This is a genomic window from Pseudomonadota bacterium, assembly GCA_022361155.1.
In the GTDB taxonomy this organism is placed as follows: Bacteria; Myxococcota_A; Polyangia; order Polyangiales; family JAKSBK01; genus JAKSBK01.
The window spans coordinates 1-25,124 of sequence record JAKSBK010000601.1 but is presented as its reverse complement, the minus strand read 5'-3'; the positions used below and the strand labels follow the sequence as shown (position 1 = coordinate 25,124).

At 65.6% G+C, this 25,124-nt stretch carries 20 protein-coding genes; 5 read left to right on the top strand and 15 right to left on the bottom strand.

Annotation, left to right across the window (positions count from 1 at the left end):
- The 12 genes from MJD61_22630 to MJD61_22575 all read right to left on the bottom strand — a co-directional run.
- Positions 1 to 151, bottom strand: a 151-nt coding sequence (locus tag MJD61_22630) for a 3-keto-5-aminohexanoate cleavage protein (protein ID MCG8558056.1), incomplete at its 3' end; no start/stop codon positions are given.
- 47 nt (positions 152 to 198) lie between these two features.
- Entirely contained in the window at positions 199 to 1,347 is a 1,149-nt protein-coding gene (locus MJD61_22625) for an acyl-CoA dehydrogenase family protein (GenBank protein MCG8558055.1), read from the bottom strand.
- Positions 1,348 to 1,375: 28 nt separating this feature from the next.
- Entirely contained in the window at positions 1,376 to 2,989 is a 1,614-nt protein-coding gene (locus tag MJD61_22620; GenBank protein ID MCG8558054.1) for an acyl-CoA carboxylase subunit beta, read from the bottom strand.
- 80 nt (positions 2,990 to 3,069) lie between these two features.
- Complete coding sequence (locus tag MJD61_22615) at positions 3,070 to 5,298, bottom strand: NADP-dependent isocitrate dehydrogenase (GenBank protein MCG8558053.1); 2,229 nt, start codon at positions 5,296 to 5,298, stop codon at positions 3,070 to 3,072.
- A gap of 275 nt (positions 5,299 to 5,573) precedes the next feature.
- Entirely contained in the window at positions 5,574 to 6,584 is a 1,011-nt protein-coding gene (locus MJD61_22610; protein ID MCG8558052.1) for a 2-oxoacid:ferredoxin oxidoreductase subunit beta, read from the bottom strand.
- 114 nt (positions 6,585 to 6,698) lie between these two features.
- A complete protein-coding gene (locus tag MJD61_22605; protein ID MCG8558051.1) occupies positions 6,699 to 8,564 on the bottom strand; it encodes a 2-oxoacid:acceptor oxidoreductase subunit alpha in 1,866 nt (621 codons plus the stop codon).
- 294 nt (positions 8,565 to 8,858) lie between these two features.
- Positions 8,859 to 10,958: a VacB/RNase II family 3'-5' exoribonuclease gene (locus tag MJD61_22600; GenBank protein MCG8558050.1), complete on the bottom strand. Its 2,100-nt coding sequence runs from the start codon at positions 10,956 to 10,958 to the stop codon at positions 8,859 to 8,861.
- Positions 10,945 to 11,865: a PQQ-binding-like beta-propeller repeat protein gene (locus tag MJD61_22595; GenBank protein MCG8558049.1), complete on the bottom strand. Its 921-nt coding sequence runs from the start codon at positions 11,863 to 11,865 to the stop codon at positions 10,945 to 10,947. Before MJD61_22595 ends, MJD61_22600 begins: the two co-directional genes overlap by 14 nt.
- Positions 11,866 to 12,214: 349 nt before the next feature.
- On the bottom strand, positions 12,215 to 14,155 hold the full coding sequence (locus tag MJD61_22590; protein MCG8558048.1) for a hypothetical protein: 1,941 nt from the start codon (positions 14,153 to 14,155) through the stop codon (positions 12,215 to 12,217).
- A gap of 21 nt (positions 14,156 to 14,176) precedes the next feature.
- Positions 14,177 to 14,893 carry a rhomboid family intramembrane serine protease gene (locus MJD61_22585; protein ID MCG8558047.1) on the bottom strand — a complete coding sequence of 239 codons (717 nt, stop codon included), beginning with the start codon at positions 14,891 to 14,893 and terminating at the stop codon, positions 14,177 to 14,179.
- 74 nt (positions 14,894 to 14,967) lie between these two features.
- Positions 14,968 to 15,450: a hypothetical protein gene (locus MJD61_22580; GenBank protein ID MCG8558046.1), complete on the bottom strand. Its 483-nt coding sequence runs from the start codon at positions 15,448 to 15,450 to the stop codon at positions 14,968 to 14,970.
- A 304-nt stretch (positions 15,451 to 15,754) separates the two neighbouring features.
- The gene (locus MJD61_22575; GenBank protein ID MCG8558045.1) at positions 15,755 to 16,528 is read right to left on the bottom strand and encodes an acyl-CoA desaturase; all 774 of its coding nucleotides are present in this window, start codon (positions 16,526 to 16,528) and stop codon (positions 15,755 to 15,757) included.
- A gap of 291 nt (positions 16,529 to 16,819) precedes the next feature.
- On the opposite strand from MJD61_22575, the gene MJD61_22570 reads away from it, so the two are divergent.
- Entirely contained in the window at positions 16,820 to 17,209 is a 390-nt protein-coding gene (locus MJD61_22570; protein ID MCG8558044.1) for a DUF423 domain-containing protein, read from the top strand.
- Positions 17,210 to 17,365: 156 nt separating this feature from the next.
- On the opposite strand, the gene MJD61_22565 is transcribed toward MJD61_22570, so the two are convergent.
- From MJD61_22565 to MJD61_22555, 3 genes are all read right to left on the bottom strand, one after another.
- Positions 17,366 to 18,175 carry a GGDEF domain-containing protein gene (locus tag MJD61_22565; GenBank protein ID MCG8558043.1) on the bottom strand — a complete coding sequence of 270 codons (810 nt, stop codon included), beginning with the start codon at positions 18,173 to 18,175 and terminating at the stop codon, positions 17,366 to 17,368.
- 160 nt (positions 18,176 to 18,335) lie between these two features.
- On the bottom strand, positions 18,336 to 19,220 hold the full coding sequence (locus tag MJD61_22560) for an N-acetylneuraminate synthase family protein (protein MCG8558042.1): 885 nt from the start codon (positions 19,218 to 19,220) through the stop codon (positions 18,336 to 18,338).
- Positions 19,221 to 19,344: 124 nt separating this feature from the next.
- Positions 19,345 to 20,517: an acylneuraminate cytidylyltransferase gene (locus MJD61_22555; GenBank protein MCG8558041.1), complete on the bottom strand. Its 1,173-nt coding sequence runs from the start codon at positions 20,515 to 20,517 to the stop codon at positions 19,345 to 19,347.
- Positions 20,518 to 21,016: 499 nt separating this feature from the next.
- Here MJD61_22555 and MJD61_22550 point away from each other — a divergent pair, with 499 nt between their 5' ends.
- The 4 genes from MJD61_22550 to MJD61_22535 form a co-directional block, all read left to right on the top strand.
- A complete protein-coding gene (locus MJD61_22550) occupies positions 21,017 to 22,414 on the top strand; it encodes a DUF115 domain-containing protein (protein ID MCG8558040.1) in 1,398 nt (465 codons plus the stop codon).
- The gene (locus MJD61_22545) at positions 22,407 to 22,685 is read left to right on the top strand and encodes a hypothetical protein (protein ID MCG8558039.1); all 279 of its coding nucleotides are present in this window, start codon (positions 22,407 to 22,409) and stop codon (positions 22,683 to 22,685) included. Before MJD61_22550 ends, MJD61_22545 begins: the two co-directional genes overlap by 8 nt.
- Entirely contained in the window at positions 22,682 to 24,352 is a 1,671-nt protein-coding gene (locus MJD61_22540; protein ID MCG8558038.1) for a DUF115 domain-containing protein, read from the top strand. Before MJD61_22545 ends, MJD61_22540 begins: the two co-directional genes overlap by 4 nt.
- A gap of 277 nt (positions 24,353 to 24,629) precedes the next feature.
- Positions 24,630 to 25,124, top strand: a 495-nt coding sequence (locus MJD61_22535; protein ID MCG8558037.1) for a flagellin FliC, incomplete at its 3' end; no start/stop codon positions are given.

Genomic DNA, 25,124 nt, shown 5'->3' with positions numbered 1-25,124 from the left:
GGAAATGCAGGTGCATGACGCTGGCGCCCGCGTCGTAGGCCTCGCGGGCCGACCTGGCCATCTCCTCGGCACTCACGGGCACGGGATGGCGTGCCGGATCGGTCAGGACCCCGGTCAGCGCGCACGTGACGACGAGCTTGCGCTCGCTCATGGATCGACCGGGCTCATGGATCGACCGGGCTCATGGATCGACCGCGCTCATCGGCCGACAAGACCATCGAGCTTGCAGATTATCGAGAGCATGACCTCGTCCGCACCCCCACCGATCGAGGCGAGCCTGCCATCGCGATACAAGCGGCTCACGCTGGCTTCCCACATGTATCCCATGCCACCCCAAAACTGAAGGCAGGTGTCGGCGACCTTGCGGGTCAACCGTCCCGCCTTGAGCTTCGCCATCGACGCCAGGCGGGTCACGTCCTGCCCCTCGAGACAACGCTCGGTCGCTTCGTAGATCAAGGCTCGCAGGGCTTCCACCTCGGTCAGAAGCTCCGCGAGGTGAAAGTGCACCCACTGCTTGTCCAGAATCGAGCTCCCAAAGGCCTGGCGGGAGCGCGTATACTCGATGGTGTCCGAAAGCACCTGCTCGATCGCTCCCAGCGCGTTGGCCGCGCCCCAGAGCCGTTCCTGCTGGAATTGAAACATCTGCATGGGAAAGCCCTGACCCTCGTGGCCGATCAAGTAACGCCGCGGCACGCGCACGTTGTCGAAGAATACCTGAGCCGTGTCCGAAGCCCACATGCCTAGTTTCTTCAGTTTGCGCGCGCGCTCGACCCCCTTGGCCTGCATCGGGATCACGATCAGCGACTTGTTCTTGTACGGGGATGCATCGCTCGTGTTGACGAGACAGCACATCCAGTCAGCTTGCAGACCGTGGGTGATCCACATCTTGCCCCCGTTGATCACGTAGTCCTGCCCCTCCTTGCGAGCAGACGTGCGGATGGCAGCCACGTCCGATCCGGCTTCGGTCTCGCTCACGCCGATGCATCCGACGAGCTCGCCAGCAACTGCGGGCGCAAGAAACTCCTGCCGAAGCTCGTCCGAACCGAACTCGGCCAGCGCCGGCGTCGCCATGTCGGTTTGAACGCCTATGGCCAAGGCCACACCACCGCTTTTGATGCGGCCGAGCGCTTGGGCGAGCACCAGACCGTAGGAGAGATCCAGATCCAAGCCGCCGTAGGCCTCGGGCTGGGTCAGCCCCAAAAAGCCCTGCTCACCGAGCTTTCTGAACAGCTCGTGAGCGGGAAACCGCTCCGCCTGCTCCCAGGCAGCGACGTGGGGATTGATCTGCCGCTCGATAAACGCATGCGCCGAGTCCCGAATCTGCTGGTGCTGCTCGGTGAGCTTCATTTCACGAGGTCCTTGGGCACGAGTGATTCTAAGGTCGGGCAACGCCGAACGAGCTTGCCCCGAGCTCACGCCGCCTGCTCTCGGCGCAGGTGGCCAACGCAAACGCAAGCACCTTGCGGGTATCTCTGGGGTCGATGATGCCGTCGTCCCACAGGCGCGCCGCCCCAAAGAGCGCGCTCGACTCGCGATCGATCTTGGTCTTGAGCGCTTCGCGCATCTGGGCCGCCTGCTCCTCGTCGAGCGACTTGCCCGCACGCTCCAGCTTGGCGCGTGTAACCAGATCCATCACCGTGGCGGCCTGCTCGCCTCCCATGACTGCAACGCGGGCGTTGGGCCAGGCGAACAGGAACCTCGGGTCCAAAGCGCGACCACACATCGCATAGTTGCCCGCACCGTAGGACGCGCCGACAAGCAGCGTGATCTGGGCAACGCTCGCGTTAGCCACCGCCTGGAGCATCTTGGCGCCGTGCTTGACGATCCCCTTCTCCTCGGCATCGACGCCGACCATGAAACCCGTCGTGTTCTGCAGGTAGATGATGGGAATGCCGGCCTGACAGCAAGCTTGGATGAAGTGAGCGGCCTTGGCAGCTCCGGCCACATCGATCGGACCGTTGTTGCCAACGAAGCCGCAAGGATGCCCCTCGATGCTCGCATGGCCGCACACGGTTTGAGGCCCGTAGCGGCCCTTGAACTCCAGCAGGTCCGAAGCATCGACAACGCGTGCCAGGATCTCACGACAGTCGTAGCGCACGCGCGGATCGAACGGGCTGACACCGAGCAGCTCTTCGGGATCGTAACGGGGCGCTTCACAGGCGGGCCGATCGACCGGCAGCGGCCGCGCGAGGGCCTTGCCCGCGAGCTCGCGAGCCAATGCGATGGCCTCGGCATCGTCCTGGGCCACGTACTCGACCGTACCGGACTTGCGAGCGTGCATTTCCGCGCCGCCGAGCTGTTCGTCGCTTGCCTCTTGCCCGAGCGCGGCCTTGACCAAGGGCGGGCCGGCCAAGAAGATCCGGGCCTTGCCCTGCACTGCCACTACATAGTCGCTGAGGCCGGGCACGTAGGCTCCGCCGGCTGTCGAAGAGCCATGAACCACGGTGATCTGCGGGATTCCGGCCGCGGACATGCGAGCCATGTTGGCAAAGACTCGACCACCATCCACGAAGATCTCGGCCTGGTACATCAAGTTGGCGCCACCGCTTTCGACCAGGCTGAACATCGGGAGCTTTTCGACCAGTGCGATCTGCTGCGCCCTGAGGTGTTTGCGCAGCCCCATGGGCGTAACGGCGCCCCCCTTGATCGCGCTGTCCGTGGCGTAGATGACCGCCCGCCGCCCGCATACGAAACCGACACCGACAACCGCCCCCCCTCCCGTGATGCCCTCCCTGCCGTCGTCGTCGTGCATGCGAAAGCCAGCCAGGCTCGAAAGCTCGAGGAAGTCACGGTCGCCATCGAGCAAGCGCGCGACGCGCTCGCGCGGAAGCAGCTGGCCACGTGCTGCAAAACGCTCGGCCTTGCGCCCCGAGTGCTCGCGCACGGCCTGCTCCAAGGACCGCACCTCCTGCACCAAGGCCCACATCTGCGCCCGGTTACGTTCGAACGACTCGCTGTCGGTCTTCAAACGCGATTCAAAAGCGGGCACAAGCCCGTAGTGTAGCACGAGCCCTTGCCCGATCCGTGCCCGATCCGTGCCCGATCCGCCGGCGCAAGCGGCCGCAGGCCCTAAAAGGAGTCGATGAGCCCGTTCAGCGTCGTGCTCGGTCGCATGGCCTCGGAGGCCAGCTTCGGATCGGGGGCGTAATAGCCGCCCACGTCTTTCGGCTCGCCTTGCACGGCGTTGAGCTCACCTACGATCTGCGCTTCGTTCTGGCTCAGGGCCTCCGCCAGCGGGGCAAAACGTGCTGCAAGCTCAGGGTCGTCACTCTGCTTGGCAAGCGCCTGCGCCCAGTACATGGCGAGGTAGAACTGGCTGCCCCGGTTGTCGAGCTCCCGCACCTTGCGCGACGGCGACTTGCCCTGCTCGAGCAAGGCCTCGGTCGCTACGTCAAGCGCGCTGCCCAAAAGCCTCGCCCTGCGATTCTGGGTCTGAGCCGCGTACTGCTCGAGTGAGGCAGCCAGCGCCAAGAACTCGCCGAGCGAGTCCCAACGCAGATGATTCTCCTTGTTGAACTGCTGCACGTGCTTGGGTGCCGAGCCGCCCGCGCCGGTCTCGTACAGCCCGCCGCCCTGCATGAGCGGCACGATCGAGAGCATCTTGGCGCTCGTGCCAAGCTCCAGAATCGGAAACAGGTCGGTGAGGTAGTCGCGCAGCACGTTGCCGGTCACGGAAACGGTGTCCTGCCCCGCCTTCAGGCGCTCGAGGGTGAAGCGGGTCGCCTCTACCGGGCTCAGGATGCTGATCGCGAGTCCCTGCGTGTCGTGCTCCGGAAGGTAGCCCCTGACCTTCTCGATCAGCTGCGCATCGTGCGGCCGTGTCTCGTCCAACCAGAACACGGCCGACGCGCCCGTGGCCCGCGTGCGGGCAACCGCGAGCTTGACCCAGTCTCGAACGGCTGCGTCCTTGACTTGGCACGCACGCCAGATGTCACCTGCCTCCACCTTGTGTTCCGTCAGCGCCGTGCCTGACTGGTCGATCACCCGCACCATGCCCGGCGAGGGGATCTCGAAGGTCTTGTCGTGCGAGCCGTACTCCTCGGCCTTCTGCGCCATAAGGCCTACGTTGGACACGCTGCCCATGGTGGATGGATCGAACGCGCCGTGCTCTTTGCAGAAGCTGATGACTTGCTGGTACACGCCCGCGTAGCTGGCATCCGGGATCACGCACTTGGTGTCCTGCTGCCGGCCGTCTCGATTCCACATCCGACCCGAGGCGCGGATCATGGCAGGCATCGAGGCGTCTATGATGATATCGCTCGGCACGTGGAGATTGGTGATGCCACGGTCGGAGTCCACCATGGCAAGGCCTGGGCGTTTGGTGTAGGCGGCCTGCAGGTCGGCCTCGATCTGGGCTCGCTTGCTTTCGTCGAGCCTGCCGAGCGCAGCCAACACATTGCCCAGGCCGTCGTTGGGATTGCCCCCTGCCTCGCCGAGCGCCGCACCGTGCCTGGCAAAGACATCTTTGAAGAATACCTTGACGCAGTGACCGAAAATGATCGGGTCGGAGACCTTCATCATGGTCGCCTTCATGTGCAATGAAAACAGCACGCCCTGTTGTTGGGCGTCCTGCATTTCGCGTTCGAGGAACGACCTCAGCTCGCGCACGCTCAGAAAAGTGGCATCAAGGATCTCGCCGGCCGTCAGATCGATCTTATCTTTGAGGACGGTGACCTGGCCGTCCTCGCCGCTCAGCTCAATGCGCACGAAACCGTCGCGCGCCACGCTGACCGACTGCTCGTTGGAGCGAAAGTCGCCCGAGCTCATGTGGGCGACGTGGGTCTTCGAGTCCGGCGACCATGCGCCCATGGGATGGGGATGGTTGCGAGCGTATGCTTTGACAGCCTTGGGCGCGCGACGATCGGAGTTGCCCTCGCGCAGGACCGGGTTCACCGCGCTGCCCTTGATCCTGTCGTAGCGCGCCTTGATCGCCCTGCCGTCTTCAGTCGTTGGATCGTCGGGGTAGTCGGGCAGGCGGTAGCCCTTTGCCTGAAGCTCCTTGATGGCAGCCTTGAGCTGCGGGATCGAAGCGCTGATATTGGGCAACTTGATGATGTTGGCGTGCGGCTTGTGCGTGAGCTCGCCCAACTCCGCAAGCGCATCGGGAATCCTCTGAGCCTGCGTCAGTTCGTCGGGAAAGCCCGCGACCAGACGGCCCGCCAACGAAATATCCCGGATCTCGACCGAGACGCCGCAGGCACCAGCGAAGGCTCGGACGATCGGAAGGAAGGAATACGTAGCCAGAGCGGGCGCTTCGTCGGTGTGGGTGTAAATAATACTGGACGCTGCTTCAGTCATGGCGGTTCGGATCCGGCTTGAGGTCGGGAGGGGCTCGCAAGCGTAATCCGTGATAGGCCCGCCGCGCTACCTCGTAGCTGCAATTCCCTGCAGCCGTAGCCCACCGCCGCAAGCACGAAAGCCGCCGTGGCGCCACTCCGATTCCAAACACCGGTTCCCGTCCAGAATGGATGCCAGAGCGAGCGCGCCCGCAGACAAAACCGCAGGAATAGCAGCGCTATTTCGAGGATTTTTTCGAGGACGAAAGCCGCTATGGCGCCATTTCTGGACGGGAACTACTGTACGGTCCAGTGGTTCTTGCCATACACGAGCTCGGTGAGATCCGCCTTCTTCGACTTCTGGGCCTGCGATACCTGGTCGAGCAGCAGGTCCTCGTAGGTCGCGCGTTGCCCCTGATAGAAGACGCCCATAGGCTCCGGAAACTCCGGCCAGTGCATTTGCGCCAGCAAGAACGCCTGCTCGCGGTTTGCGGTGTCGTGAACCAGGATCTCGGCTTCGCTGACGTCCGAACGCTTCACCGCGCGTAGGCGCAGCCGATCGAGCACCAGCGCCATTTCCTGTTTCTTGCCATAGACGAGGGGCTTGCCGTGCTCGAGCTCGATCTGTCGTTCGGTCCGCACCGGCTTGTCCGTGATGACTGCGAAGGCGTCATCGTTGAAAATCGGACAGTTCTGGTAGATCTCTACGAAGCTCGTGCCCTTGTGGTGGTATGCACCCAGCAGCACGCTCTTGAGGGGCTTGGCCTGCACATCGACGCTGCGAGCGACGAACGTAGCGCCGGCCCCAAGGGCAAGCGACAAGGGGTCGAATGGATGGTCCACCGTACCCATGGGCGAGGACTTGGTTACCTTGCCGAGCTCACTTGTGGGTGAATACTGTCCCTTGGTCAGCCCATAGATGCGGTTGTTGAACAGCAGGAAGTTGATGTCCAGGTTTCGCCGCAGGGCATGAATCGTGTGGTTGCCGCCGATGCTCAGGCTATCGCCGTCCCCGGTGATGACCCACACGCTCAGCTCGGGCCTCGCCACTTTGAGGCCCAGCGCCACCGAAGGGGCTCGACCGTGAATAGTGTGGAAACCGTAGGTAGACAGATAGTAGGGAAAGCGACTCGAGCAGCCAATCCCAGAGATGACCGCAAACTCGCTCCTTGCGCGTCCTGTTTCGGCGAAGGCCTGCTGGGCGGTCTTGAGGACCGCGTAGTCTCCACATCCCGGACACCAGCGAACGGCCTGGTCGCTTGCGAAGTCCTTCGGTTTCAGTGGGGGGTGCTCATGCGGTTCAGCCACGGTTACGCTCCAATGCCAACACTACGAACGATTCACTATAAACGGCGGGTGCGCTCTGGTCACGCGGACTGGCTGTCCGGCATACCTGCCGCCGAACCGCGGAGACCGCGTCCGCTACAGGTGGGGTTTGATAGCTGCTTCGATCTCCACGACTTTGAAGGGCTGCCCCTGGACCTTGTTTACGGGTATGCAGTCGACCAGGAAGCGCTCCCTGAGCAGACGAACCAGCTGCCCGCCGTTGAGCTCGAAGACGAACACCCGCTTGAAGCGGCGCAGCACGTCGCCGGTATTGCGCGGCAAGGGATTCAGGTAGCGAATCTGCGCATGCGCAATACGATGGCCAGACTCACTTAGGTGCTCGGTTGCAGCAGTGAGCGCGCCGTGTGTCGACCCCCAGCCCACCACAAGGACTTCGGCGTCGGCGTCGCCTTCGACCTCCTGTTCGGGGATCTCCTGGCTGATGCCGTCGATCTTGGCCGCTCGTATCTCAACCATCTGCTGGTGGTTTGCCGGGTCGTAGCTCACGTTGCCGCTGATGGCCTGCTTTTCGAGACCCCCAATGCGGTGCTCCAGCCCTGGGGTGCCGGGCACGGCCCACGGACGCGCCAGAACCTCGTCTCGATCGTAGGGAGCAAAGCCGTTCATCTGTTCAGATGCCGCGTGCGTCGTCTTCCACGCCATGGACAGGGTCGCCATATCGGGGAGCCTCCAGGGCTCGGAGCCGTTCGCCAGGTAGCCGTCCGTCAACACGAACACCGGGCACATGTAGCGGGTGGCCAGCCAGACCGCACGGTAGGTGAGCTCGAAGCACTCGCCGGCGCTCGCCGGAGCGACGACCGGGACGGGGCACTCGCCGTTGCGGCCATAAAGCGCCTGAAGCAGGTCGGCTTGCTCGGTCTTGGTGGGCAGTCCGGTAGAGGGGCCGCCGCGCTGCACGTTGATCACGACCAAAGGCAGCTCCACCATGGTAGCCAGGCCCACAGCCTCCTGCTTGAGCGCGATCCCGGGTCCTGAAGAGGCCGTGCAGCCGAGCGCCCCGCCGTAGCTGGCCCCTATGGCGGCACACACGCTGGCGATTTCGTCTTCGCATTGGATCGTGCGCACATCGAAGTGTCGCTGGCGTGCCAGCTCATGCAGGATGTCGCTGGCCGGTGTGATGGGGTAGCCCCCATAGACCAGGCTGCGACCCGCATTCTTGGCGGCTGCCACGAGGCCGAGCACGGTGGCCTCGTTGCCCGTGATGTTGCGGTACACACCGGCCGGCAGCCGGGCTGCCTCGACCCGGAAGTAGACGGGAAGCAGCTCCGTGTTGAAGCCGTAGTTGTGGCCGGCCTGCAGGGCCAAAATGTTGGCTTCTGCCAGCTCCGGCCTCTTTGCGAACTTGCTGCGCAGCCAATCCGCGGTCGGCTCGAGCGGCCGGCCGAACATCCAGTAGGCAATACCAAGAGCGAAGAAGTTCTTGCACCGATCACGTTCCTTGGAGGAAACGCCGCTCTCCTGCAGCGCCTTGCGAGTGAGCGATGTCATCGCGACGCCCACGACCTGATAGCCCTCCAGGCTGTCGTCCTCCAAGGGGTTGGATTGGTACTCCGCCTTGGCCAGATCCCCGCGCGTGAACGCGTCCGTATTCAGCAGTATCGTGGAACCCGATCGCATATCGGCCAGGTTGAGCTTGAGCGCGGCCGGATTCATCGCCACGAGCACGTCCGGCTCATCGCCGGGCGTGTAGATGTCCTCGCTCGCGAAGTTCACTTGAAACGCGGAAACACCGGCCAACGTTCCAGCGGGCGCGCGGATCTCGGCAGGAAAATCGGGCAGCGTGGCCAGGTCGTTGCCAACGTAGGCCGCGGTGCTCGTGAACTGCCCGCCGGTTACCTGCATGCCGTCCCCGGAATCACCGGCAAAGCGTACGACTGCGTGGCGAATTACCAGCTCGGCCTTAGCTGCGCCGGACGGTGCTGACTCGGTGTTTTCCTGCATGATCCCTGCTGGGCTTTCTGCTGGGGCTTTTTAGCATTTTCGGTGCCTAGCGCCAAAGGGCGTAACCCCGATTCTTGAGGGTCTCACCGGCTCGAGGATGCCGGCGCCAGGGCGTGGCCGCTTGCGCGGGCCGATCGGCCGATCGAGCCGGCGGCTGGTGACCGATCCTGGCCAGCCCATGCTTGACGTCGCTAGGATTGCTTAGGGTAGCCGGTGCGAAACCGCAATCCTCGTGGAAGCCACGAACAGCGCCTTGATTGCAGAAATGCTGGAAAATCTGGCAAGAGGCGCTGGCTACCCACGCCGCGGGCGGCGCGGGCCCGGACGGGACCGGGTGCGGTACTTGGGTCGAGCCTTGCGACCGCCGGCTTTGGCGCTGCGCCCGCGGCCCCGGGTTCGGTACTCGGCCTCGCCCGTGGCGCCAGCTTGCTCCGCCGGCAACGCGTAGACCTGGCGCCGCAGAATGGACACGTCGGTCACGCGCAACAGCAGGCGGTCGCCCAACGTGAACGTGTGCCCGCTGCGACGCCCGGAAAGGCGGATCCCGTGCTCGTCGAGCTCGTAGTAGTCGGCCTCGAGTTGCTCGACCGGACACAAGGCGCTCACAAAGGGCTCGTCCAGGGTCACGTAAAAACCGCGGGCGGTCACACCCGTAACCACCCCCTCGATCGTGTCGCCGATGCGGCTCTGCATCAGGAACGCCGCGTACAGGTCGATCACGTCGCGCTCCACTTGCATGGCGCGGCGCTCGAGGCGGCTGGACTCGAGTGCTTGCCCGGCCAGCAGCCCGGCCTGGCCCGAGCGGACCGGCCGATCGTGGAGCAGGCGTTTTACTGTCCGATGCACGCTGAGATCGGGGTAGCGACGGATGGGCGAGGTGAAATGGACATAGTGGCTCTCGGCCAGGCCGAAGTGACCGATATTGACCGTGTCGTAGCTGGCTTGTTGCATGGCGCGCAGCAGCAGATAGCCCAAGCTCATGGCGTGAGGCGTGCCCTCGATACGGTTCAGAAGCCGCGCAAGCTGCTTGGAATCGAGTGCAGCGTTCGCCTCCAGGCGAAAGCCCAGCGCGCCGGCCAGAGCAGCGAACGTTTCCATGCGTTGCTCGTCGGGGGGTGGATGGACCCGATAGATCGCAGGCACGTCGCGTTCGCTCAGCTCGCGCGCGACAACCTGGTTCGCAAGGAGCATCAGCTCCTCGATCATGGCATATGCCTGCGCGACGCCTGGGTCTTTGCGGCTCCGGTAGATGGTTTGCGGCTGGCCGCTGGCCTCGTCCAGACCGACTCGTGCCTCGGGCAGCTCGAAGGTCAGCGAACCCTGTTTCTTGCGCTTGCGATGAAGCACGCGCGAAACGTCGTGCAGCGTCCGCAGCAGTTCCCGGCGCGCCCAGGCGCCAGGCTCGCGAGCTCCTCCGGTGTCGAGCCCCAACGCTCCCGCCACGGCGGCGTAACTGAGCCGCGCGCGCGAGCGAATCACGGCTTCGACGAGCCGGTGGCTCACGACCAGCCCCCGCTCGCTCAGCTCGATGTCCACGACTACGGCGAGCCGATCGCACTCGGGTTTCAACGAGGCCAGGTCCGACGCAAGGACCTCGGGCAGCATCGGCAGCGCGCGATCGGGAAGGTAGATCGTGCAGCCACGAGCCAGCGCTTCGCGGTCCAGCGGATCGCCTTCGCGGACGTAGTGCGCGACGTCCGCGATAGCTACCACGACCCGAAAGCCACCCGACGCGCGCCTCTCCGCCCACACGGCATCGTCATGGTCCCTGGCATCTTCGGGATCGATGGTGAGCAGCTCGAGCGATCGCAGGTCGCTGCGACGCTTCCTCTCTGCGTGCGAGATCCGCTTGGGCAACGCCCTGGCGGCCTGCTGCACTTCCTCGGGGAAGGATTCTGAAACGCCTTCCTTGATCAGCGTCTTGGTGACCTCGAATTCGAGTATCTTGTCGGCATCGAGCGCATGCACTATCCGTGCCTTGACAGCGTCGCCCGTCGTGGAGGGGTAGTGCACGATTTCGGCGATCACCGCCATGCCGGCACGCACCCCAGGTGGCAGCGCGCCTTGCACCACCACGGGCCCCCCGAGTCGCAGATCGTCGAGCTCGATCCACGCCCGCTTTCCAACTTGCTTGAGCGCGCCGCTCACGTGGCGCGTGCCGCGAGAGACGATCTCGACGATCGCTGCCTCGGGCCGATGCGCGCCCGCCACGACGCGCACACGGACCTCGTCCCCGTGCATGGCAGCGCCCAGTCTGGCGGCCGGTACGAAAAGGTCGGGACCGGCTTCGGCGGTGCTCACGAAGCCAAAGCCCCGCGGGTTGACGCTGAGACGACCGCTCAGCACCCGATCTCGGTTGGGTGCGCGTTTGACTCGCCTTTCACCGGAACGCATGGATGCCCCCACCTTCGGTCGTGACGTAGAGGGTGCCGTCGGTTGCCGCGACGATGCCGGCGACGATGTCGAAGCCCACGTTGTGCTTCCATAGCACATGTCCGTTCGGCGCCACCGCATACAGGAAATCGTCGCGCGAGCCGAAAAAGAGATTGTCGCGGGCGTCGATCCAGGGCGCTGCTGGAAGCGGTCCCGCGCTCTGCACTTGCCAGCGCCAATTCCCTAGCGCGTCGACGGCGTGCAGGCGGTGGTCTTCGCTCGCTATCACGATGAGATCCTTGGACGTGACCGCAGGCGCAGCACGCTTGTCGGCTTGCGTTTCCAGAACGAAGCGCAGCTTGCCGAGCGGCCCAAAGCGCAGCACCTGGCCGAGCGCGTTGGCCACGACGACACTGCCGTCGCTCATGAGCGCGGCGGGCGCATCGATACTTGCTCCGGCATCGGCGCGCCACGCGACGCTGCCGTCGCTTCGCACGGCCAATACACGGCCGATCTCCGTGCATACGACGACCAGCCCCTTTGGGTGCAGGGAAGGTCGCGTGCTGAGCCTGCTCGGCGTGACGACATGCCATAGCACTCGACCTTCAGGGTCGACCGCGTACAGACCATCGCCCGCCACATACACCGTGCCGTTGGGAGCCACGGTAGGTCCACCCCGCGGCGAGGCCCGTACCGGAACGCGCCAGCGACGATTGCCGCGGCGATCGAGCGCCAGGAGCTCGCCGGAGCCAGCGACGATGTAAGATCGTCCCTGGGCGTCGACGGCGGCGCGGCTCGGTCGTCCGGGGCTTACCTGGGGCAGGCGAAAGGTCCAGCGCACAGCTCCGTCCGAGCCGAGCCCCAGCACGCGGCCGTCAGCCACGGTGGCCACCAGTGTGGCGGTGCTCCCAACGGCCAAGGAGCTCACCGCACTGCCCAGCTGCCGCGTCCAGCGCAGCCGTGGCTTTTGTCTCGGACCGTGGATCGAAACCGAGCCGAGACCCTCGTGGCTCGGAGCTGCGCTCGCCTGCCGAACGGCGCCTGCCCCGGCACGAGAAACGTCTCGCACGCGCCTGGGGAATCGACCGATTTCGGCATGAGGCTGGCGTGCGCGCGGCTTCGTTGCCGGAGGAGCAACGCATGCGTCGAGCGCGATGCACAGTGTGGATGCGACAAGCCAGGTCCATGCGACAAGCCAGGTCCATGCGACTGCCGATCGCGCGCCATCGCAGACGCCTGGGGCGGTTCGCCTCGAAGTTGGCTGTGTTGCCATCTGCTTACGGTTCGGTCCGGGTCGTTTGACTCCTCTCGGTCGTTCCAGGCGCATAGCGCTGCCACACGTAGACGCGGCCGGCCTTCAGCATGGCGATCCGGGAGCCCGAAGGGGAGAGCGCCAGGTCCACGCGCTTCGCGTCGGACGGGCGCCATCCAGCCGGCACCAGCAGCTCGCTGTGCGCGTGGCTGCCGAGGCGCCGAAGCACGATGCCGCGCGAACAGGCCCAAAGGTAGTGGCTGCCGTCGGCCGTGACCTGCCCCGCCGGTAGCGGCGAGGGCAGTACTGCGCCCGGGCCCAGTTGAATGCTTGGCCCACGGGGTCGCGCTTGTTCGTCCATGGGCACCAGTCGCAGATCGGAGCCGCGCGCGACCACGATGCCACGTGGCGTCCAGCCGAGCACTCGGAACCCTGCGCTGTCGCGCCGCTGCGCCTGCGGCAAGGCGTTGCAGTCTTGGCCGGCCGGAGGCGGTTGGGCGTCGAGCAGCGGCTCGGAAACGGCCTGGGTCTCGAACACACCGGCGCGCGTCTGCTCGATGGGCACCACACGTAGCGAATAGCCCTTGCAACCTCGCTCGATGCGGCTCACTGCAAACCGGCCCGACGGATCGTGCACGAGTGCGCTGCCCCCGCCTGTAGCGGCAGCGATCTGGCCGCTTTCGAGATGGTAGAGCATGGGTCGGGGGCCGCGCAGCAGCAGCGACTGCTCGTCCAGGAAAGCCAGAGCGGAAAGGCGCACCTCGGGCGCGGACGGGGCCGAGTGCGCGAACGGCAACTCGAGCGGCGGGGCGGGCGTTTTCACCAGGCTGGCAAACGCTTTTTCGGCTGCGGCTCGGTCCCGCTTCGGCACGCGATAGCCGCGGTCGGCGAGCCGATCGAGCGCTTCGACTGTTTCGAGCACGCGCCGTTCGGCCGCCAGGGCCGCGACCCGAACCGCAGCGGCGCGCCCCGCTGCCAGCGACCTGCCGCACAGGACTCCCCTCAGCTGACCGATCTGCAGCAATGCCCCGTCGGACTCGCGACAAAGCATGCGGTGGATGGCGAGCACCTGCGAGGCGCTATGCAGGGCTGCCGGGTAGCGCTTGCGGCGCACTTGGTTGCTCGCCTGCTCCGCAAGCTCGCTCAGGGTGAGCTCGGGTTGCGTCTGTTCGCGGGCCAGCCCCCCGGGTCGGTTGAGCCACACGAGCCTCATGGTATGCGGCTGCTCGGCGTGCTCGAGCTTGAGATCGAGCCGAACGACCAGATCGGCGTGACCGTCCGCATCGTGATCCTCGGCAGCGATCTGGAAAGCGAGCTGCTCCGAGCCGCGCGCGCTCGCGAGCGCGCGCAACCGCTCGAGCAGCCGTGGTGGTGACTCGGTTGCCACGATCCACGTTTCGCGGTCGCGCAGCGCTTCGGGCACCACCGGCCCCTGCCCTGGGTCCGCGCCCAGGCTGAAGCACTCGACGTCGATCTCGACCAGCGCGACACCCGCGGCAAGTTGGCGAACGGGCGCCTCGAGCAAGCGGCAGCCAGCGGCCAGCACGAGCTCGGCACGGGTGGGGCGCGCGGCAGCGAATCCCTGCGCATCGGCGAGGGCGTATTGCAGCGACACGCGGCTCGCGTTCGCGGCCACAAACAACGCGTCTGCATCTCCGTCCCCATCGAGGTCGCTCGAGAGCAGCGAGCGCAGCGAGCCAGCCTCGGGCCGGACTACCGCCTCCCCTATGCTCGCCTCGAGCGTCCCATCGGGATAGGTCAGGGCTGCTGCTGGCTCGCCCGGTGTAGGACCTGCCGTTGCTGGCGAGGCCGCCTCGTCGGGGACGTTGGATGGAGTCGTCGAGAGCTTCTTCGGATCCTTGAACGGTACGGGATCACCCCGGCACGCGAGCAAGCCTAGCGTCGCCGACGCGAGCGCCCACACGATTCGATGCTGTCCCTGGTGGTCGGAACCTGTGAGACGCATGATTCGTTGTTCCGCGGGCCCTTAGTTCAGGTACCTCGGCCGGTCGTCGTCTTTGGCCGCGCCTCCCTGCAGGACCTGAAAAGGCGGCCGGCGGGCGGAGCGCCCGCGCTTGCGAATCCGGGGTCGCTGCATCCAGCGCACGTAAGCCACCCCCGCTGCGATGGAGGTGAGCGCCGCGGCAAGCCTGACGAGATTCCGGTCCGCCAGGAACATCAGCACGCTGAAGCCTACGAGCAACGCCAGAAGCTGTCTCGGCGTCATGGACCAGACGCCAAAGAGCGCGAGGCGGCCTCCGCGCAGGGTCACGGCCATGGCCGCGATCCCCGCGTACGTGATGGGGCCGGCGCCGTACAGCGGCCCTTGCGTGTAGGCCGGCACGAGCTGCGCGGTCAGTACGGCGGCGGCGCCGGCCGCCAGCGTGCCTGTCAGACACAGCTCGGCCGTCCTGCGCGCGCCGTAGCTCAGCTCGAAAGGAGCCACGATGAGCCAGATGAAGAGCAGGCTGACAAGCGTCGAGATGACTCCTGCCGGCGTGGTGGGTTCCACCGCCACGTAGCTGACCAGCTGCCACAGCGTAGGCAGGCCAAGCTCGCTCGCGTGCAGGGCAAACCACTGGGAGACGGGCATGCCCACGAAATTGAGCAGGAGCTGGGCGACGAACGCGGATAGCAGGCCGATGACGAGCTTGCGAACGAATCCCGTAAGTCGCGGAAAAACGAACTGAAAGGCGCCGCTCACTGCATTTTTGTAGCCCTCGTAGCGCCGCTCCGCAAGCTCCGAGCAATCCGGCAGCAAACGGCGGCACCCGATTCCTAGGGGCCCGAGACGTCTGACCTCACCCTACACTCGTAGATGGGCGTGCCCGGCCCGTCCACGAAGAGGTCTTCGCAATTCGATTCCCACAGCGGCGCGCCGTTCGTGTTCCAGGCCTCGACGTCCAAGACGTATTCGCCACCCGGGAGCATCTCGAAGTCGATTTGCCTGACGCACTGGGCCATGTCGCCCCGGCAGGTCCCAAGGGCGGGCGAATTGCAGTCGACCTCGATCTCGGCCGCGCCCGTACGCTGGAACAAGATCCAGCTCACCCGCGCGACGTCTGCAATGCGCACACCCGTGAGGGGGTCCTCGCAAGGCTGGTAGTTCGCGTTGGTGGTCGTGCGATCCATGTCCCACAGGAAGTTGACCGATAGCGGCCCGGGAGCCGCTACAGGCTCGTCTTGAAGGTTGATGATGCAGCCTCCAAGCGATAGGCCCAGGGTGGCAGCAAGCGAGAGCAGTGAGTGACGACGCAACATAGAACAAGCCTCCATCAAGCTGGTGTCCTGGAACGGAAGAGTAATCGCTGCTGCAGGATACCGGGGTCGCGCCGGTTCGGCAGGTTCGTTCCCGCTCCGACCACGTGCAGACGCGCTGACAAGCCGCCGTATTCAACCACGCACACACCTGCCGGTATTCTGCCACATCACGGGACACCGGCAGCGAGCGCGATGATGGAGTGCCCAGCGCGTTTCGTCAAACCGGGCCCTTACCCGAAGGCCTTCGGACGAGCTGATGAACCGATTCGGGCCAGGAGCGTTAGCCGGAGACAGAAGCTTCCGGCTAGGTCGTCGCAGTCGCGGGATAGCGTATCCGCTGCGCCGATTCGGACAGCCGGATCACTCGCAACCAGGCGAGCACCTTGATCACGGGATAGGTCGGATCCAGCTCGAACCAGCGGGCGGCGAACTTGGGCGACATGCCGAACTTGTGGTGGTTGTTCTGAAAGAGCTCGCCCAAGGTGACGAAATCCCAAATGAGGGTGTTGCGGGATCGGTCGGATCGGGTCGTCTCGAAGTTTCTGTAGCCGTACTTGTGGCCGCACCAATTGACGATCGCCCCATGGATCGGGCCCATCATCAGATGCACTGGCAGCAGCAGGTAATAGCCCCAGTGTGGGGCAAAAGCTATGTAGTACGACACGTAGGCGGCGGCGAAGGCTCCCATCACCAGCAACTTGTTGGAGAGCTCGTCGATCAGAGGCCATTCGGGGGCGCGTCCCTCGAAGCGCGGCTCGGTGACTGCGGTACGGTCGACATGCGCTTTGTACTTCTTGAGCGTGAACCACATCATTTTGAAGAGATTGCGGTGGTAGTAGGGCGAATGGGGGTCCTTTTCGGTGTCGCTGAAGGCGTGATGCTCTCGATGCAGGATCGCGTAGGCCCGCGGGTTAAGGAACGAGGTGCCCTGGGAAAAGAACGTGAGCAGGTAGAAGAAGCGCTCCCAGCCTCGACTCATGCTGAACATGCCGTGGGCGCCATAACGATGCAAAAAGAACGTCTGGCAAAACACGGACAGCAGCCAATGGCCGACGAAGAAGCAGGCGATAGCGAGCACGTGGCCTCTCAGTCTCGGCGCCTGGGCGCCTCGGGAATCCGTCGAGGGCAGACCGGCGCGAGGCCGGCCCACTATAGTCAGGGTGAGGTAATGTTCAAGCGTGCCATCGGATGCCTCGCCTTGGAATTGAGCAAGAGCAACCCCGGCGTGTGGGCTCCCGCCCGACGCCGACCGCCGCGCAAGGTGCCCAGATCGAGCCTAGGCCAGGATGGAGACCTGCGCCACTTCCGGCCACCCGATCGCCGACCACCGCGGTGCTAGCCGGGGGCCCGCGCTACCATCTCTTCTTTAATGGAGCGGACCCTGCTGATTCTGTGCGGCCTCGCCGGCCTGACTGCCGTGGTTCTTGGCGCCTTCGGGGCCCACGGACTCGGAAACTACCTGCCGGCAGGCGACGCGGCCGCAAGGCAGGGCTTTTGGCGCACCGCGGCCGACTATCACCTGGCCCACGCCCTTGCGCTTGGGCTCACGGCCTATCTCGTTCGACGTGGTGCCGGCTCGGTGGCCGCATGGGCGGGCTACCTCTTCGCCGGCGGCGTCGTGCTGTTTTCCGGCAGCCTCTACGTCATGGCACTCACGGGTACCCGCGCGCTTGGCGTAGTAACCCCCCTAGGCGGAATGCTGCTTGTGGGTGGCTGGGCCGCCGTGGCGCTCGCGGGCTTCAAGGTGTCGTCGCGCTAGGCCTTGTTCTTGTTCCCGCGCGAGGCTTCCGTTCCTTCCAGAATGGATGCCAGAGCCAGCGCGCCCGCAGGAGCGCAGCGAAGGAATAGCAGCGCCATTTTCAAGCTTCGCTCCGAGGATGAAAGCGGCTATGGCGCCATTGTGGACAGGAACGGGCTAAGCCGCTTCGGAGGCATCGAGTCCGCGTCGGGCACGCTTGTCGCGGTAAAGCTCCTGGTCGGCCATGACTACCAGCGCCTGCCCGCGTGGTTGACCACCCTGGCTGACGGCCACCCCGCAGCTGACGCGTAGCTGGCGCCCGCAAACGCTCGACTGCTCCACCTGGTAGCGCACGCGCTCCGCCACCGCCCGCGCCGCGCTGGGATCGGTCTCGGGCAGCAGGATCGCAAACTCGTCACCGCCCAGGCGCGCCACGAGATCGCTCTTGCGAAGCGCGTTGTGGCAGCAGCGCGCCACGGTGCGGATGGCTGCATCGCCAGCGGCGTGGCCACAGGTGTCGTTGAGCCCTTTGAGGCCGTCCAGATCGAGCATGATGACGGCCACGCTGTGGCTCGAGCGATCGCAACGCGCCAGCTCCCGCTGGAGCGCGTCGTTGAACGCTCGGCGGTTGGCTGCGCCGCTGAGCTCGTCCTGGCCGGCCAGCTTGCGGAGCTTGTGCAGTTCGCATACGAGCGAGTGGATGCTGGTCAGCATCGGCTGGGCGGCCAAGGCGTCATCGGCCAGCGCCCGTGTGGCCCGCTCGAGCGCACCCCGCGCCTGCTGCCGGTCTTCGGCCGCTCCCAGATCCAGCAGCGCCGCCAGCGCCTCGCCGTTGATGGCGATTTCGGGCTCCTGCTCGCCGCCGTGTGCCCTGAACACCCCGCTCTCGGACTGCTGGTCGGTCGCCGGAGGCTGGGAGGCACGGAGGCCGGCAGGGATCGACGATCGCCTAGGCAACACGCTGGGACGGAGGCTTGGTGGGTTCATGGCAAGTACCGGTCAGGGGTCTTGTTGGCCGCCTGGTTGGGCCCTATCCGACCACGCTACAAAACGTAGCCGCGAATGACAAAAAAAATCCAGTTTCCATGTAGATCGGGCCGGTCTCCATGTAGCTTGAAACAGGTGCACGTAGGGCAACGTGTGATGCTCATGCGACCTTTCTCATGCCCACCCGGCGTAGCTTCTTCATGATGGGTAGCTCGCTTTCGTAGAGCTGCTTGACGCCGTCCCCCAAGGCGCACTCGATAGTGCGCGTGTCGCGGACCAAGCGATTGAGCCCGGGCGGTTCAACCGAAGCGGCCTGATCGCTGCCCCACATGGCCCGGTCGAGCGTGATGTGACGTTCGATGACGCACGCCCCGAGCGCCACGGCGGCCAAGCTGGTTGCGAGCCCCACTTCATGACCCGAGTAGCCTATCGGGACACCGAAGCGCGCGCGTAGCTCGCCGATGCAGCGCAGATTGAGCTCCTCGGGCTTGGCGGGGTAGGCGCTCGTGCAGTGCAGGATGATCAGGTCGTCGGTTCCCAGCACGTCCACCGCGTGATCTATCTCGTCCATGGTGCTCATGCCGGTGGACAGCACGATGGGTCGCCCGTAGCTACGGTAGCAGCGCAAGAGATCATCGTCGGTCAGCGACGCGGAAGCTACCTTGAAAAACGGCGGCACGAAATGAGCAACGAAATCGATCGATGCCTCATCCCAGCAGGACGCGGTCCACATGATGTTGTGCAGCCGGCAGTACTCATCGATGGCCTCGTACTCGGTCCGTCCAAACTCGAGTCCTCGCTTGAGATCGCCGTTCGTACAGCCGAAAGCGCTGCTGCGCGGCCTCGCCAATTCCTCGGCACCGTAGACCACGTCCACGGTCCGCTTCTGAAACTTGACTGCGTCGCATCCGGCCACAGCAGCGACCGAAATGAGCTTGCGCGCGAGATCGAGGCTACCGTTATGGTTAATCCCGATTTCTGCGACGATGAAACACGGTTCACCGTCGCCAACCCGGCGATCGCCGATGCTGACCGTTGTTGTCATGCGATCCTCTCTTGGTAACCGTTCAGGCAATCCGCCAGCGTTGTGTTGACGCGTAGCCGTTCACCGAGGTCTTCGCTTCCGCGACGGCTTGCTGGGGCCTGAACGCTTGCGTTGACCTGATGCCTCATGCTGCTCGCCTTGCCGTCTCCTGGGCTGCAACGATCCAATCGCTAACCTCGCGAACCGCACCCTGGCCTCCTTGGGACAAGGTCACGAGCTTGGCGACCGAGATCACCTCGGGTACCGAGCCGGGGACCGCAATCGGCGTTCCAACCCACTGCATGCAGGCCAGATCGTTGATGTCGTTGCCAAGGTAGGCCACCGCGTCCGGTTCGAGGCCACGTGCGCTTACGAGTCGTTGCAGCGCGGAGAGCTTGTCGTTCTGGCCTTGCACGCACTGCACCCGCAGCTTGTCGCAACGCGCCGCTACCACGGAGCTCGATTCGGTGGACAGCACGATCACCTCGACGCCGGCGTTCTTCACGCGCGAGATGCCCAGGCTGTCACCACGATGACAGCATACGGCTTCCACGCCCGTCTCGTCGACGATAACTCGGTTGTCGGTCATCACGCCGTCGAAGTCGAGCACCAGGAGCCGGATTCGTGCCAGGTCACAGGCGGGCGTCCGGCGGCGGCGCTGCTGGGCAATCAAGCCGATCAGCTCCAGGTCTTCGGGCTCATCGACCTGAAACGAATCGAGCACGCTCATACGATAGACAGCGATCTTGCCGCCGAGGCGGCTGCCGAGGGTACGCAGCACCCAGGGGCGGAACAGGTAGATGGAGCCGTTCTCGATCAGGTCCTGCGGTGCGTCCTGACGGCGCAGGCGCCGCATCGGATGGTAGTTGAGCGCCCGGGGGCCGCCGGCCTCGAGCCGCCACATGAAGCCGCTGGCGCTGGTCGCGGAGAACAGGGAGTCCGCTTGCTGGCTCTGTAGCTCCGCGATCGCGTTTGCGATCGCGTGAGGCGGCCTGAGAGGCGAGGTGGCCTGCAAGAACACGATCAACGTAGGGTCGAAATCGTAGTCGGCCTGAATCCGTCCCAGGGCGTGCAGCAGCGCGCTTTCCGAGCTGCAGCGGTCGGTGGCGAGCGTGGCGGGCCGATCGATGATCCGTGCCCCGCAGCTGCGGGCTGTGTCCGCAATGGCGGGATCGTCCGTGGAGACGAACACGTGCTCGATTGCGGGTGTCGCCAGCGCGTGCTCGATGCTGTGCGCAAGCAGAGGCTTTCCCGCGACGAGGCGCAGGTTCTTGTGCAGGATGGCACGCGAGCCGCCGCGGGCGGGAATGATCGCCACGGGGAGCTCTCGGGACGGATGAGTGGAAGGGGTCGTGCTCATCGGACAACGGCTGACTTCACAAGGCTGCTGGCTCGCTTTGGACGGGGGCGCCGCACCCTGTTACCTGTTGGGAATGCAACGAACATGCCGGTGAAAATCGGCCTGCGCCCGCCGGATGGCTGCCGCCGGTCCACGGGCCATGGTTGATCGAGGCAGGCCCCGAATGGGCACGTGCGGAGCGGATCGCGCCGGCAGTTTGGCGTCAGCGCTCCCTCACCGCGCGTCAATCGCTTGACCGCGCCCTCGCGGCTTCGTGCGCAGCAGCGGGTTGCCGTTCCGTGTCCGGCCGAGTGTCCGGCCGCTGGCCCGCGCTGGCCAACCGCTTCGGCCAGCTGCGAGCCCAACGGGGTCGACGTGCACGCGATGGCGGCCGATCCGCGTTCGAAGCGGCGGCAACCAGCGCCCCACGGCCACCCCCGGCCTGCCGCTGGTACGTGCGTTGCAACCGCACGGGCAGATGCAGCCCAAGGCAGACAGCATCCGGGTGGCTTGCACGCAACAGCGTGGCAGCGACCTGGCGCTCCCGAATCAGCACATCGTGGGGCGCCGCTGGCCCGAGCTGTGGGAGCAGCTACGCAACGCGCCCACGCCGCGCGACGTCAGGGAGCTGAGCCACACGCCGGAGTGGACGCTGCGCATCGACGGGATCCAGCTTACGAGCGCCTACAACCGGCCCTCCGAGGCTCGCCTGCAGGCCGAGCTCGTGCCGGAGAACAGCCGGGAGGCCCACGTCTACGGCATCGCATTGGGCGACCTGCCTCGCGTGCTGCTCGAGCGTGCCCAGCTCGAACGACTTTGGGTGAGCATCATGAGTCGCTCGGTTGCTCGCGAGAGCCTGCGCCTTTGCGATCACAGCGACTGGCTGGGCGATCCCCGTGTCGAGCTTCTCTTGGCGAACGCGCGCAGCGAGCTACGGCGGCCCTACGCCGTGGCTCCGGCGTGCCTGAGCCTGGCCGGCGCTCGAAGCGCCCGCCTGCGGGACGCACTGTATCTGGACCTGCAGCAGCCCTTCCGAACGGCGCACTTTGCGGAGCTCGAGGCGCAGCTGGCTCGGCAAATGCAGCGCAACCGCCCGCTCATCGCACGCGACGGCGACGTGCGTGCGCTCTACGGCCGCTACCGCTCGCAGACCGCGGTCGTCGTGGCGGCGGGACCATCGCTCGACGTCCAGCTGGACTGGCTGCGAGCGCACCGGAACCGTGTTCGGGTGATCGCCTGCACGACCGCGCTTCGCAGCCTTTGCAGGGCGATGGTCACCCCCGACGTCGTGGCAGTGGTCGACCACGACCCGGCCATGCGGCGCCACTTGCTGAACGTGGACCTCGAGTCCTTGAGGGGCGTGCCCCTCGTATACGTCCCCAGCGTGGACCGCGGGCTGCTCGAAGCCTGGCGTGGACCGCGCCTCGCCGCCTACCTGCACCGGCCCCGTTTCGCACAGCTGCTGCGAGAGCAGCCTCGCGGCAGGTTGTTCTGCGCCGGCACGGTAGCCCACGCCTGCGTGGACCTCGCGGTCAAGAGCGGTGCTCGAGAGGTGGTCTTGCTCGGCTTCGACTTCGCGTTTCCAGCAGGCAGGAGTCACGCGCAGCACGCGGGCTCGCTCCATGACCTTGGGCGCGGGGCGGCTCCGATGCACCTGCGCAACCGGCATGGTCACGAGGTCCCGACGAACAGCAGCTTCCTGGGCTATCTGCGCGATCTCGAAGCCTACATCCGCAGGTCGGCCGGGGTGACGTTCTATCAAGGCCGCGGTGAGGGCGCCCTGATCGCCGGGACCAGGGCGCTCGAGCAGCTCGAGTGCGGCGAGGCAGCGCCTGCAGCTGAAACGGGACGGCTCGAGGAGCTCGAGCATGCGTGAGCTCGCGACCGCCGCGGTGACCTCGTTGCGGCTCGGCATGCACGGCTCGGGATCCGCGGCGCTCGCACGACTTGTCGACCAGCTCGCAGGGCGCTTCGCGCAACGGGGAAAGGCAGCTTTCCAGCCGGAGCTGCTGGGGCTGCTACGTGCCCTGCTCGAAGCGCAGCAGGCCGCCGACTACCTGCGTCTCGCGGACCTGCTCGAGCACGAGCTCATGCCCAGGCTCGCGCACTACGACGCTGGCGATGCAGCAGCACAAGGGAAGGTGTGACGTTGGGGCTCGACCTCGTGACCAGTGACAGCGGTGCGCTGACCGTGCGCTTCGGCGGGGTCTACCTCGACGACCCCGTGGATCCGCACAAGGGGGCGGAGTCGTTCGCACGACGCGAGCAGGTACAGAGCGCGGATCACGTGATTGTGCTGGGCGGCGGGCTCGGCTATCGGGTCCAGCGGCTGCGCGAGATCGGCGCTCGCAGCGTGATCGTCTTCGAGCCCTGCGAAGAGCTTTTTGATCTCACCCGCCAGCGCTTTCAGGGTCGTTTCGAGGGGGCTGCCAGCTTCAGCGATTTCGCGCCGCTGATGGCGCACCTGACGAGCTATACCAGGCCCCGCGAACGCTTCGTCCTGCTGGTTTCCCCCGCCTACAGGCGCGTCTTCCCTGACGCCCACGAGCGCCTCAAGCGGGTGCTGAACGAGGCACAGGGATTGACCGTCGTGCGCGAGAACACAGTGATCGAGCGCAGCCGCATCATCGCGGAAAACACGCTCGGAAACCTGGCGTGGCTAGCCCAAGCGCCGCTCGCGACGAGGCTCGATCGGCCTCTGGCGGGCACCCCGGCGTTCATCGTGTCGGCAGGTCCGTCCCTGGACCGCAACGGCCATCTGTTGGCGCGCGCGGCCAAGCACGGCGCGATCTTGGCGGTCAACACGTCGTCGGCGGCTGTCGTGGCCGAAACCGCACCCATCGACGTGCTGGTCGTCATCGAGAGCCTCGACTCCTCGCGGGCCATGCTCGAGGCGGCGCCCCACGCTCGACTGGTAGCGCTCGATCTCTCTGCGGCGCGCGAGAACTTCGCCGTGCCCGCCCGCAAGCGCGCGGCTTTCTTGACCAAGAGCCCTGCCTATGACTCGCTATCCAGGGCGCTCGGCGCGAGTCCGCTGGTCTACGGCGGCAGTGTGGCCACCGCAGCCTTTTCGCTGGCCCATCGTTGGGGCGCCGATCCCATCGTGCTGGTGGGTCAAGATCTGGCGTACACCGGGGGCCGTGTCTACGCGAAGCACACCCCCTACGGCGCCATGCGTGCCATCGTGCAAGGCAACACCATCAGGCTCGAGGGCTGTCCCGAACGCGACGAGGCCTACACCAAGCGCGGGCTCAAGAAGCAGCCGCGTAGCCGCCCGCTGCTTTCGACTCCAGCCTGGGGCGGAGCAGGCACCGCGGCGACGACCCACGATCTGGTGCTGTTCCAGCACTGGTTCGAAGCCAGCGCCTACCATCTAAGGGGACAGCGGCGCCTGATCAACGCCACCGAAGGCGGTGCGTCCATAGCGGGTTACGAGGAGCTTTCGCTCGGCGCGCTGCTTGACGAGCTCGACGAGCGCTCGGATGACCTGCACGAGCAGGTGGCCGCCGCAGCCACGCTAAGCAGCGAGCATCTGGGTGCCATCCGGGGCGAAATCGTGGCAGGGGCACGCGAGCTGTCGCGGGCGGCGGGTCGCTGCCTCGCACTCGCGCCCGGGAGCCGGAAGCTCGAGCAGGCCCAGCAGCAGGTCAAGCGGGCCGCCCGCAAGGCCCCTGTGGCAGAAGCCCACAGCTCCTCGGAGCTGATGCTCATCATGAAGAACCGGGAGCTGTCCCTGCGTGCACGAACACGCAAGACCTATGCGGCCATTCGCGACAGCGCCGTTCGAGTCATCGAGCTCGCTTCGCAGCCGTAGACCGCACCGCTGAGCGCGAGCGTCCGCTCGCGGCGTTGCTGGTCCTTGGGGCCTTGCTTCCAAGGGAAAATCGGGCCTTCGCTCCGCTTTGGCCGCCCACAAGACCGCCTGGCGAGCCGTGGGCGAGGCGAACGCCCCGGTGAGGGGTACTGGTTTTTTCCTTCAATATTTTTCGGCGGTCATCCGAGTGCCTGGGATGACGCCGCCACGGCTGCAGTGAGCGCCCAAGGCGACGAGCCGGTCAGGAACGACCATCAAGACCTCACGGAGGAGGCCCATGACCATCACGATCAACACCAACATCGCGTCGCTCAATGCACAGAGGAATCTGGGCAAGACCCAGACCTTGCTGCACGGCAACCTGGGCCGTCTCAGCACGGGTTTGCGCATCAACACAGCGGCAGACGACGCCGCCGGTTTGGCGATCAGCGAGAACTTGAAGGCCCAGATACGCAGCCTTGCGCAGGCGCAGCGCAATGCGCTCGACGGCGTCAGCCTGTTGCAGACCGCAGAAGGCGCCCTCAACGAGGTCAGCGGCATCCTGACGCGCATGCGCGAGCTCGCTACGCAAGCTGCCAACGGCACGCTCGGGACCGCGGAGCGAGGTTTCTTGGATCAGGAGTTTCAGGCACTGAGCAACGAGATCGACCGCATTGCCGAAGTCACCGAGTTCAACGGCACGCAGCTGCTCGACGGTACGGCCTCGGCAGGCATGGACTTTCAGGTTGGAATCAACTCCACCAGCAACGACAGCTTCACGGTTTCGATAGCG